The sequence below is a fragment of the Kistimonas scapharcae genome, assembly GCF_039540975.1.
Lineage (GTDB): Bacteria > Pseudomonadota > Gammaproteobacteria > Pseudomonadales > Endozoicomonadaceae > Kistimonas > Kistimonas scapharcae.
Genome location: NZ_BAABFL010000126.1, coordinates 1 through 11,901, shown reverse-complemented (window position 1 = coordinate 11,901; position 11,901 = coordinate 1). Strand labels below are relative to the sequence as shown.

At 55.1% G+C, this 11,901-nt stretch carries 11 protein-coding genes and 1 tRNA gene; 2 read left to right on the top strand and 10 right to left on the bottom strand.

Annotated features, from left to right (window positions below; all coding sequences use genetic code 11):
- Positions 1-155 precede the first annotated feature (155 nt).
- Positions 156-1,112 (top strand): transaldolase, encoded by a 957-nt coding sequence (gene tal / locus ABD892_RS08290; RefSeq protein ID WP_345195022.1) that lies wholly within the window; start codon positions 156-158, stop codon positions 1,110-1,112.
- A 66-nt stretch (positions 1,113-1,178) separates the two neighbouring features.
- Here the strand turns inward: tal and ABD892_RS08285 are convergent, their stop codons facing one another.
- From ABD892_RS08285 to ABD892_RS08265, 5 genes are all read right to left on the bottom strand, one after another.
- The gene (locus ABD892_RS08285; RefSeq protein ID WP_345195020.1) at positions 1,179-1,667 is read right to left on the bottom strand and encodes an STAS domain-containing protein; all 489 of its coding nucleotides are present in this window, start codon (positions 1,665-1,667) and stop codon (positions 1,179-1,181) included.
- Positions 1,664-2,848, bottom strand: coding sequence for a SpoIIE family protein phosphatase (locus ABD892_RS08280; protein ID WP_345195019.1), 1,185 nt, complete (start codon positions 2,846-2,848; stop codon positions 1,664-1,666). The genes ABD892_RS08285 and ABD892_RS08280 overlap by 4 nt, the downstream gene beginning before the upstream one ends.
- Positions 2,849-3,080: 232 nt before the next feature.
- Positions 3,081-3,776, bottom strand: coding sequence for an MlaA family lipoprotein (locus ABD892_RS08275; protein WP_345195018.1), 696 nt, complete (start codon positions 3,774-3,776; stop codon positions 3,081-3,083).
- 195 nt (positions 3,777-3,971) lie between these two features.
- Complete coding sequence (locus ABD892_RS08270; protein WP_345195016.1) at positions 3,972-4,598, bottom strand: TIGR04282 family arsenosugar biosynthesis glycosyltransferase; 627 nt, start codon at positions 4,596-4,598, stop codon at positions 3,972-3,974.
- Positions 4,599-4,620: 22 nt separating this feature from the next.
- A complete protein-coding gene (locus ABD892_RS08265) occupies positions 4,621-5,313 on the bottom strand; it encodes a TIGR04283 family arsenosugar biosynthesis glycosyltransferase (protein WP_345195015.1) in 693 nt (230 codons plus the stop codon).
- Positions 5,314-5,465: 152 nt separating this feature from the next.
- Between ABD892_RS08265 and ABD892_RS08260 the strand changes: the two genes are divergently transcribed.
- A tRNA-Arg gene (locus tag ABD892_RS08260) sits at positions 5,466-5,541 on the top strand.
- A gap of 596 nt (positions 5,542-6,137) precedes the next feature.
- Here ABD892_RS08260 and ABD892_RS08255 read toward each other — a convergent pair.
- The 5 genes from ABD892_RS08255 to ABD892_RS08235 form a co-directional block, all read right to left on the bottom strand.
- The gene (locus ABD892_RS08255; protein WP_345195014.1) at positions 6,138-6,341 is read right to left on the bottom strand and encodes a hypothetical protein; all 204 of its coding nucleotides are present in this window, start codon (positions 6,339-6,341) and stop codon (positions 6,138-6,140) included.
- A 161-nt stretch (positions 6,342-6,502) separates the two neighbouring features.
- Positions 6,503-10,423: a host specificity factor TipJ family phage tail protein gene (locus ABD892_RS08250; RefSeq protein WP_345195013.1), complete on the bottom strand. Its 3,921-nt coding sequence runs from the start codon at positions 10,421-10,423 to the stop codon at positions 6,503-6,505.
- A gap of 60 nt (positions 10,424-10,483) precedes the next feature.
- A complete protein-coding gene (locus ABD892_RS08245; protein WP_345195012.1) occupies positions 10,484-10,891 on the bottom strand; it encodes a BPTD_2524 family lipoprotein in 408 nt (135 codons plus the stop codon).
- A gap of 36 nt (positions 10,892-10,927) precedes the next feature.
- Entirely contained in the window at positions 10,928-11,332 is a 405-nt protein-coding gene (locus ABD892_RS08240) for an NlpC/P60 family protein (RefSeq protein WP_345195011.1), read from the bottom strand.
- Complete coding sequence (locus ABD892_RS08235; protein WP_345195009.1) at positions 11,332-11,826, bottom strand: DUF1833 family protein; 495 nt, start codon at positions 11,824-11,826, stop codon at positions 11,332-11,334. Before ABD892_RS08235 ends, ABD892_RS08240 begins: the two co-directional genes overlap by 1 nt.
- Between the last annotated feature and the right edge of the window lie 75 nt (positions 11,827-11,901).

Sequence of the window (11,901 nt, the reverse complement as noted above, 5' to 3'; positions counted from 1 at the left end):
TTTTGCCTGAAGAGCACAGGGGACGCTCTCTTCATTCAATTTAGCCTTACTTCTTCAGATCGTTAAGCGGGAGTTAAGGATAAGCACATTCCGTTACCCGACTCCCGTAATGCAATGGTAGACTGCGCGTTTTGACAAGATAACTGCTGATCAGCATGCCTACAGAACTCGACCTATTACGCGCCATGACCACCGTGGTGGCGGACACCGGTGATATTGAAGCCATCCGTAAGTTCCATCCACAGGATGCCACCACCAACCCGACCCTGCTGCTGAAGGCCGCCACCATGCCTCAGTACCAATCTCTCGTCAAAGAGGCGATTAGCTGGGGACAGGAACACGGTCGCACCGCTGAAGAGAAAATGGCGTTTACCACTGACAAACTCGCCGTGCTGATTGGCAGTGAAATTGTCAGCATCATCCCCGGTCGTATTTCAACGGAAGTTGATGCCCGCCTGTCGTTCAATACTGCCGCAACCATTGAGCGCGCCCATCGCCTGATTGAGCTTTACCAGTTGGCCGGCGTACCTTCTGAGCGGGTACTGGTCAAAATCGCATCGACCTGGGAAGGCATTCGTGCCGCCGAGCACCTGGAAAAAGAAGGCATCCAGACCAACCTGACCCTGCTGTTCAGCTTTGCCCAGGCCGTTGCCTGTGCCGAGGCTGGCGTGTTTCTGATTTCTCCCTTTGTTGGCAGAATTTTGGATTGGCACAAACAACAGAGCGGACGTGACAGCTATCTGCCCCATGAAGATCCGGGCGTGCAGTCGGTGACCCGTATTTTCAATTATTACAAGGCTCATGGTTACAAAACCGTGGTCATGGGGGCGAGCTTCCGCAATGTCGATGAGATTCGGGAACTGGCCGGCTGTGATCGACTGACCATCAGCCCGGCGCTGCTGGAAGCATTAAACGACAGCGAAGCACCACTCTCGATCAAACTAGATGCTGGTCAACCGGTCTGTCAGGAGGAAAAAATCACCTTATCAGAGGCTGATTTCCGCTGGGCAATGAACCAAGATGCCATGGCGACCGAAAAGCTGGCAGAAGGCATCCGTAACTTTGCCAAGGATCAGGTCACACTTGAGGAAACCCTGAAAGGGATCGCCTGACGGTTTCCCTGACAACAGAAAGCCCGCATGTTAGCGGGCTTTTTGATTTGAGCGATGGTCTACGCGTTAACCGCCTTCACTCTCCAGTGAACGCACGAGATCCTGAAACACCACCCGATTCTCGTCGTTCAAGTTCATCAGCTCCCGGTGTGCAGCAAGCACTTTCTCCCTGGCAGCCTGCTCACTGCATTCAACACTGGGCAGATCCCGTAGCAATTGGGTTCCTTCCTGGCCTTCCTTAACAATCAGAAAAACCTTGTCAAAACCCATGCTCAACAGGATACGATTAATATCCTCATTCGAGGAAATAATCGTGGGGATCATCCCAAACCGCTTCCTGGCCTGGATGGATAGCTTGGCAAGCAGCCCAAGCGAGGTGCTGTCAATGCCTTCCGTTTCTGTCAGGTCCACCAGAATGGATTTGAACCCTTCCTGTGCCAAGACATGCTCCAGCGCCTTATCGAGGGTGGTGCAGAGCGTCATGCGCACATCACCCACAAACTTCAGGATATAGGTGCCGGCACTTTCTGCAAACTGAATCTTTCCTGCACTCATTCTGTTGTATTAGCCAGTACCAGCAGGGCAATATCATCCGGCGTCTCATGGATGTCATCCAGATTGAGCCGTCTCATCAATGCCTCCGCCGTCGTAGCACCCTCACTAATCACCGATAACAGATAATCTTCTTTTTCCTTCAGTGTCTTTTGGGGAAGCACTTCCAGAATACCGTCGGAGAACACAGTTAAAGAGAAGTCCCGGGGCAAGTCAATGGTCACATCGTCGAAACTGGCGTCTTCAAAGAGACCGACCGGCAGCCCATTTCGCTCAATCAGCACCGTTTTCTCACGACTCGCCAGTATTGGAAAAGGATAATGCCCCCCAAAAGCATACGTCAGTGTATGCGCGCGCGTATCGACAACACCGCCAAACACCGTGACGTGCTTGCCAAGCCCTGTAGCCAGAAGTCCCTGATTCAGGTATTTCAGCACATAGGAAGGCTTGACTGTCCCCATACGGGATTTAGATCGGTACTCCTGCAACAAGGTCAGGAACATGTTTTTCAGCAATACTGTGACAAACGCTGATGACGCCCCATGCCCGGAGACATCCGCCAGATAGAAGCCAAAGCAATGGTCATTAACCGGGAAATAATCAACAAAATCCCCACTCAGGTAGAGGGAAGGATAAATCTTGTAGTCCAGCTGATAGCCCTGGAAGACAAACGGCCTTGGCGGCAGCATTTTGAGCTGAACCTGACGACCTGCTTTCTGATCAGCCCGTAACACGTCCAGGCTCTCTTTCAGTGACTGAATGGCCTCTTCCAGGCTTTCCCGGTATTTGCGGTTCTGTGCCGCCAGATCAGCACTGTCGAGCGCGCGCTTGATCGCGTATTCGAGGACTTCCAGGTCAACAATCGGCTTGATGATGTAGTCACTGGCCCCCAGTCTCAGTGCTTCAACAACATCTGCCATGACACCAGCACCGGACACCACAATAAACGGTGTCTCAGGAGAGATTTCATGAACCTTTCTCAGCAGTGCCAGTCCGTCCATGCGCGGCATACGGAGATCACACAACACCAGATCCGGCTTGCACTCGGTGAAAACGGCCAGACCGGACTCGCCGTTGTCCGCCTGCAGGATTTCGAAGCCGCTGTCTTCGAGATAGGCAACAATGCTGTCCCGCACGATGGCGTCATCATCAATCACCAGGAGTCGGCTGCTTCCTGCAGTCATGCTTTTTCCTTGTTCAAACGAAACAGATACCCGGTTTTCGCTGGCAACTGACGTTGCCCCGATATTACTGAACGCTGACCCATTGGCTGTAACCGTCCGGTTGTAGGAAGTATCGCTAAGGGATTCTATGAAATTACCTGCTCAGGCCCGTACCTGCAAGCAGCATTATACTCTAGCGCAAAACCCATAAAAAAGGCCGGTCACCCGGCCATTTTTATGCTGACGATCCTTATTAAAAGTCGTCTTCCGGCACTTCACCGGTGATCATGAACTGACGACTCTGCAGATAGGCATCCCGAATAAAGATGTACTTGTCGCCAACAATCAAGCCCTCAGCGCCCCGAAGCCGGTTGCGGGTATCGAGAATATCCAGCGTATGAATCGCCATGAATTCCGGACTCCACCATTCCAGAGTGTTGGTGGGATTCAGCTCAAGATCAGGTACAAAGCCGACCGTGGAGCGGGCAGTCCTCGGCCCGTAGAACGGCAAAACCACATAGGGGCCGGAGGGCACATGCCAGCGGGCCAGGGTCAAGCCAAAATCCTGGTAACGGCGCTCAATGCCCAGCTCCGTGGCAACATCCAGCATACCCAGCATACCGATGGTCGAGTTAATCACAAAACGGCCACTGGTAGCGGCTGCATCCCCAATCCGGAGCTGAAGTACCGCGTTCACGAGGTTACGGACTTCCCCCAGGTTCTGGAAAAAGGATGTCACCAGCCCCTGAATCGGTTCGGGGGTAACCTTGTCATACCCTCTGGCGGCCGGATCAAGAATCCATTGATCCATTTTTTCATTAAAATGGAATATTTTCCGGTTCATCGGTTCCAGCGGGTCATCGTAGGACACCGGCTCATAGGCACTGGCCACCTGAGTAGCCAACACCAGCATCACGGCGGATGTCCACCGAAGACAGGCAAGACGCATGATTTCTCCCAAAATGATTACGACTATCGTTAGATGAATAACTTAATTATACCTTTCGTGCAGGCAATGGACATTGGCGTTATCCCATACATCGAAAGAAAGCACTGCTAGTCAAGGATTTGACAGCAGCAACCGCCGTTAAGCCCCCATTAAACTGGGGATAACAACCTCAAACGCTATCCACACCACGGGCACTTAACACGACACCGCATCATTAAGCCCCGGCAATGCACGATAACGCGCCAGATCCTCGGGGCGATCAACATCCCATAATGTATCCAACTCCTGCCAGCTGGCCTTCATTTCCCGCAAGCGGTCACGGGTTTGCGCTAGCACCTGACCAGTCCCCCAGTCTATGCGTTCGAATACGGCCGGTATAAACCGTCGCATACCCAGTAACACATAGCCGCCATCTTCCGCCGGCCCCAGCACCACATCCGAAGTCTCCAATGCAGCCATTGCCCACTTAAGGTAATCCCGCGTTAGAACCGGGCAATCACTGCCTAGAAAGAGCACCTTTTGTACCTCACCGGCCAGAGTCATCTTGGCCGCATGAGCCATCCGTTCTCCGAGATTTCCTTCTGACTGCAATTGATACGACCAACTGTCGAAAAGTGCGGGAAAGGACCCATCAATGCCGGCCCAAAGCTGTAAAGGAGCCAGCTGCCATTGCACCAACTGCTGCCCAACCCGGCACAATAGTGAGCTATGGGCTGAACAGGCACCATCCTCACCCACAGCGGGAATCAAGCGCGTCTTAACCCGTCCCGGTAACGGTGGTTTGGCAAACAACAGGATACGAGCATCAGGATGGGTGAACATAACTATCCCTAGTATTCAGTGATCAGGCCGCGTCTTTGTCATGGGTACGATACGACCTGGCCAACCTTTCCGGTGCAACACCGGCATAATACTGCAGACGGAGTCGCCACATCAGCAGGACAGTTGTCACTATGCCGTGCTTTTCCCAACGCCGACTATCCGTGACCACACAGGCTTTCAGGCAATGAGGCCGCTGAATCTTAATCAGTCGACGGGAAAGTTCAAGGTCTTCCATCAACGGGATAGGCGCATAGCCACCCAGCCGGTTAAACAGGGCTGCAGAAACAAACATTCCCTGGTCACCCGAGGCAACCCCTGTGAACCTGGACCGCCAGCTTATCATCCGCTCAATGATTCGAAACAAGCCATGCCGCCCAGTCAATCTGACATCAAATCGGCCCCACCCGTCACCTACGCCCAGGCAATCCGCGATCAGCGCATCCGCCCCCACCGGCAACGTGGTATCGGCATGCAGAAACAGCAACACATCACCCGTTGCCATCGCCGCACCGGCATTCATCTGTAAACTTCGCCCTTTTGGCGATGTAATCACCAGATCGGCTAGACCTTCTGCCATAGAAATGGTTTCATCATCACTTCCACCATCCACCAGAATCAGCTCATGCCCAGAGGCTCTGAAACATTGCAGACCCGTCAATTTTTGACGTAAGACAGATGCTTCATTCAAGACCGGGATAATGATCGACAACTTCATGATTCAGGGGAGTTCCATCCGGGCGACAATCCACAGACACCAACAAGACCAGCTATTGATGAAAAGCCATATAATCGTCTATGATAGCGACGCATCTGGATGAGCGACAACAGCTATATGTGCTTAACTGTATAGACGTTAGTTCAAGCAATGTCCCTATAGTTCAACCGGATAGAACAGCCGCCTCCTAAGCGGCCGATACAGGTTCGAGTCCTGTTAGGGACGCCAATAAAATCAAGCACTTAGAAAAACCACCCAAACCACATGGTTTTAAAATCACGATTTGGGGACACTTGTGGGGACACTTAGCAAAAGGCTAGGAATTGCCCATTCTGCCCCTCTGAACATCATTTCCACCCATATCCACCAGCCATAGCACAACCACCAGCACAGCCGTATCCTGTCTGTTCTGCTGTACAGGCCTGTCAGTATCTGTGGCATGTCGACGACATTGATGTCGTCGACATAGCGGTTTCCCATAGTCAAAGTGGGGACACTTAGGCGGGAATCTGGGGACACTTAGCGCAGGATCTGGGGACACTTACGGGCTTCCGACCGCCATCAAATAACGATCAAATAACCGGCAAACAACGGTACCGGCAGCGGCTCGCCAGTGCCCGTGGCGGTTCGGTATTGTATATTGCAAAGTCGTGCCCTTGGTGCGACACTGGCGCCCGTCTCCTGACCAGTCTTCAAAAGCTGACTAGGGGGGCGCCATCTTCTCAGGACGACGCGGCGTGACGCCGGGTGTCCTTGTGCAATACAAGACCTTTATGGGAAAGCATAAGGGGGCTGCCTAGTGGCTTTTTGAAGCGCCCGGCACCCTATTGCTCAAGCGCTTGCAGACGATCCTGCAGGCGCTTTATTTCTTCCTCGACTCGGTCCCGCTGGTATTTCAACGCCATTGCCGATGTGTGGCAGCCGGAACAATCAGACAATTCCATAGATTCAATCACCTTTGTCAGATTATGGTGGGTGTCTTCCAGAAACTTGAGAGAAGACTGTAAATATTCATATTCGTCCATCATTAAATCTCTGGGCGAACAGACAAAATAGCGGATAATCTGGTGGNCTGGTGGCTGGTGGCTGGTGGCTGGTGGCTGGTGGCTGGTGGCTGGTGGCTGGTGGCTGGTGGCTGGTGGCTGGTGGCTGGTGGCTGGGGCGATATATTCGCCCCTTTAAATGTGCTTTAACGCTTCACTGACATGATATTAATATGGGCTTCATAAACGCCTGAAGCAACGCGGTTTCCACCATACGCAAAGGCGTCCGTACCATTTGCTCTGAACTGAAGTTCAAATTGATTCATTCCTGAAAAATCACCGAACACCGTCAACGACGTTGATATCTGATCATGTATCTGCGTGTAATAATTTCCGAATGCTGTATCCATTCCAGGCCCGATTAATGGCACGGTTTCCCGAATCACATTTCCATTATGCAGAATTCGGATATGCGCATTCATTGGCCCATTGACACGACGTCCGGCAAAAACACAACCCGCTGTAATAAAAATTCGTTCACCGAGATCTTCCCCAGTTACCCGCAATAAATCAGCCCATGAATTAGCGGAGAATGTCACCAAATCATTACGACTGATCGCCAGCGGAATAACAACCGAATCCTTTTGAATCATCAGGGTATCAATGACATCTACTGTTCCCGCTTTAATGGAAGTCGCTTCCACTTCTCCCGAAACCTTTACATTCTCAAGATGACCACTGGTTGCATTAATGACCCCTTTTACTACCAGTGAATCAGCGTCCTGATCGTAATAGAGTCTGGCGTTCTCTTCCGTTTTTTCTCCCTGCCCTACCCATATCGGATATTTTCCTTCACTGGAAATTTCGACCCGTTTTCCAACTGCGGCATTAGTTTTGAAAGTTCCGGCGGTAGCGGTACCGAGATTAGCGGATATGGCTGACAATTCATTCACGCTGATTTTGTCGGCACCCACCATGGCGCTATCCGCTTCATATTGTCCCGATATACTGGTATTGGATAACCCCCAGATATCCACCCACGCCAGCCTGAAAAACCATTTCCCTTCAGCAGACAAGGTGACTGACGTCCCCTGCGATGTCGCCAGCACGGTGTCACCGGTCGGTGTGAATTCATTGTCCTGGCTACCCCATACCCGCAGTTCCTTCAGGTCTGTCAGCATCGGATCGGCACAGGTGATCATAAAGCCGTCGACAACGGGGCTGATCACCACATTGTCGGGAATAGCCGGTGCAGGGTTCGTCGCACTCACCACGCCCCACTCCGGCGACTGCTCGTTGTTGGCGTTGACCGCCTTCACCTTCACCGTCAGCGAGCGGCCGGCGGCGTCCTGAATGGCGTCCAGATAGGAATACTCGTAGCGGGTGATGGTATGCAGCAGGTATAGGCTCCGGCGCAGCTGTCCGCCGGAATGCACCTCCAGCAAATATCGGGCGGCACCGGCCACGGCATCCCACTGCACCTTGAGCGCATCACCGGTGAACGGTTCGGACAGCACAGGTGATACATTGCCTGGGGTGGCGAAATCACCGCCGGCCACCAGGTCAAGGTACGCCCATTCACCACGGGTTGCCGCCACCGCCGCGACACGGATCGTCACCGGCCCCGGCTGGCTCTCGATGCTGGTTTCCGGCACATAGGCCACCGGTTTCGGTTGCCAGGTCTGCCGGCCGTCATCACTGAGTTCGACGTGGTACCGGTCGGCATTGGCCACCGTGTTCCAGCTCAGGAAGATGACCGGTTTCTCCTTCGTTCCCCCTTGCGCCGCCAGCAGGCCGGTTACCTTGCCGGGGCCGGATGGCAGGGGAATGTCCGGCAGGGGTGGCGGTACCTGTCCCTGATCGGCATCATGCACCGCATCGGCCTCGATGACGCCGGTGATGGTGATGGTGTCGTCATTGGCGGGACGGATACCGGTCACCTTCACCGGCCTTGCCCACTTTGATCCCTCGCCGATCATGAAGTGGGTGCGTTCCCGGTCGTAGTCGGTCACGATGGTCATGCCGGCAGGCAACTGGTCCAGCAGGTTGATGCGGTGCGGTACGCTGCCCTGTTCCACCCGCAACGGGCCTACAGGCTCGCCGTATTCGTTCCGCAACCCCATGTACCAGACCTTTCCGGCGGTCAGGTCGACATCTCGGCTCAGTGTCAGGATCTGCCCGTCCACCCGCACGATACGACCGGAGAACTGCGCCCCCGCGCCCAGCAGGTCGTGGTTCAGGTAGATCACGTCGCCATAGCCCGGGATATAGCCCTCCATCTCGGTATCAAACGTCACCAGCTGACGGCGAAGGCGGTTACTGGCGGCAAGGTACACGCCCTCTCGCCATGCCTGGTCACGGCTGGTGACACCGAACAGGGTGACCTCCTCCGGATTGTTGCCGGTATCGTCCGGCAGGGTGCAGAGAACGCTTTGCTGTTTGTAGTCCTTGTCCTGGTCCCAGTAGATCACCTTCACGCTGTCCGCCGTGCGGTCGTTGTGCATGATGAAATCCATGGACAGGTTCGACACATTGGCCATGCTGAACATGGCGCTGGGTACCGTCTGGCGCTGGTCGCGGATCATGCGGATCCGGTTGCCGTGGCGCACGGGCATGGCGCGTCCGGTCTGGGTGATCTTGGTCAGGGCTTCCCAGAGGTTGGAATCCGTATCAAACCGGCCGTTGAACTCGTCCCCACGGCTTTCGTAGGTGTTCGCCAGGGTGAGCAATTCGCCGTATTCAAACACACTGTCGGCAAAGTCGCCGCCGTACCGTGCCCTGACGGCATCGCAGAACGCCCAGACAGGGTTGCGGGTGACCTGCGGGTCTGTCCATCCGGTGCCGTCGACATATTTCGGCACCAGCCGTTCCGCCACGCAGTTGATCAACCGGCTGGCGCTGTTACTGAGGCTTTCACTGGCGCGAACCCTCATTGCCAACAGGGTGACATCCCCGTATTCGTTCTCGCTGACCATGTAGCCACGGATAGCCCCCAGCTGGGCGTTCATCACCTGGTAGCTGGAGCCCTGCCCGGTGGTGCGCTGCACCGTGACCCGGTACCTTGCCGGTTCCACATCGGCGGACACGGTGACACGCTTCGGGGTGCGGGTGCGGTCGGTGATCGCGCCGTCGTGAATCACGATGGTCTGGCCGATCTGCTCACCGGCATCATTGACCGATTCCGCCGTCACACGGATATGGACACTGACGCTGTATTCGTCGCCCTCGTCCGTCATGCCGATCAACCCGCCCGGGAATACGATGTCCACCCCGATCCGGCTGATCTCCGTGCCGATGTCGTTGATGATGTACGGGCCGTGGGTGACCGGTTCATTCATGCCCTGCCCGCCCGCTTCCGCCGCTGTCACCACGGCACTCGGGAACAGCGTCACCTTCTCGTGGGGTTTCACGATCTGGTAGGTCACCTCCGGATAATTGGCGACCGGGGTGTCTTCAAAGCGGATGTCAGACAGTTCATTGATGCCCTGCCCGATGCAGAACAGCTGGTACAGGTACTGTTCATTGCTGTGGTATTCGGTGTAAGGCTGGGCGGCAAAGTCGGGATAGATGCGCAGGCGACCGTAATTGACCGGAATCGGCTGGTTCAATCGCGCCTGGTTGCCCTGTGCGGCGATATCGTATGTGGGGGAACCGCTGGACCCGATGGAGCTGTTCGGCATGTCCGGTGTGGGCATCATGCTGTTGATGAGCATACCGCCAGCGATCATGATACCGGCCTGTACAATGCCGACACCGACGGCTCCCGTAATACCCATGGTTCCGGCCAGTGCCGGTGCGGCATAGGGGGCAACCACCATCAGTGCAATGGTGGCAACAATAGCCAGCGGATTGCTGCCGCCGTCACCGCCCTGTGGCAGTGTTACAAAGCACACAGGCGCATCGATCATTGTGTGGGCGTAATCGGAACGCATCAGCTCCTTGCCACGGTACAGACAAACCGTAGGGCGTCGGTTAAGCCGTGTATCACCACCGTTATCGTCCAGCCACTGCCGGATAGTCTGTGGGCGGTCGACCTCGAACCGGTCAACATCCATGATATTAAATGGGTTGTTCAGCCAGTGAACAGAAGGCGTCTGCTTCAGGATCGGCGGCGGATTTTTGCTCATTGTTTCCTTCAGGCAATAAAAAACCCGGACAATGCCGGGTTAGTCAATGAATTGTGCAGGTCAGCAGTCATTACCTGTGTTTTCCACCCAGCGCCGGATAACCGGCTGGGCTTTGTTCCAGGATGACAATGCGTTATACACCGTCACCCGTGTATGGTCGTCATCGATCGCCTTGACCTCAATGCCAAGGTAGGTATCAATACCCAGCCCTCCGGAGAGCACCACGCTGATCACCCCTTCCCTGATATCGGTGTACAGGTCGCTCCTGACCTGCATCTGCGCAGTGATAAGACCGGTTTCATAACATCGCCGGGCATTGGCCTGAATGCGCCGATAAACACTCTGGTAGTTTTCGTTTACGGTGTATTGCTGCCTGTCGGCATAGTCTCGGGTCAGCGCCTGGTGTGATGATGGCGCACACCCAGCCACCAGCACAACCGCCAGCATGATCCCGGTCAGCATTCGCATGATCTGTTCCCGTTCTTTCGACATATCAGCGGAAGTTTATGCGGCGCAGGTGAGCCTGTCGACATGCCGGTAATACTGCGGGTGTTTCCAGCCGTGCTGTTCCGCACTGGGCAACGTCTCGCAGACACAGCCTTTGTGCTTGTAAGTGTGAAGGTATCGCCCCCCGTCGATGTCGAGGAACAGGGCCACATGGGTGGGATGGATCCGGCCTGAACTGAAGAACACCAGATCAAGGTGAGTCGGTTTGTCGACCGCCTGCCAGAGCGACAGCACCGGATGGTCACGGAACACCTGCCGGACTTCCCGTATGCTGTCGGCATTCACGCCCAGCGCCGGCAGCTCGATGTCCAGCCGGTTGCGGTAGACTTCGCGCACCAGCCACCAGCAGTCCTGTTCACCATTGATCCACGGACGACCGAGGTAATCATAGAGCCAGTCCATCAGGCCAGCCCCGGGAATCGATCAGGCGTATATTTCTCGCGGGGGAACGCGAGGTTGGCGGGGTTGATGTGCGCGGCGGTCACGCTGATGTTGCGCATGTCCGCCGAGGCATTCCTGACCGCCAGCTTCAGCGGATCACCCAGCAGGGTGGCGACACCGGTCGTGTCGTCCCACACATAGGGACGGAACACCAGCGTGATCTCCTGCCCGCTCCGGCTGGCCAGTTCAAAATACGGGGTGACGGTGCCGGAGACATTGTCGACCCGAATGGTGATAGAGGGGTCCGGTTCCTCGTTCACCGGCGGGCGCACCATGTCGAAACTCATGGCGATGAAGGTGGCCGTGGTGCCATCCTCCAGCGGGGCGACCAGGTCGGTATTATCCTTGACGATCCGCAGCGGCTGCGTGAACGCCGGATGGTTCAGTTCCAGGGTGACCAGGTGCACTTCGGTGCTGTCACAGTTGGCATAGGCTTCTTTTTCGGCGGGGGTCATAACTTACAACCCAAGCAGAGATTTCTGTTCTCTACCCCAGCGTACGCACTCGTTTCGATAATTTATATAGGCATC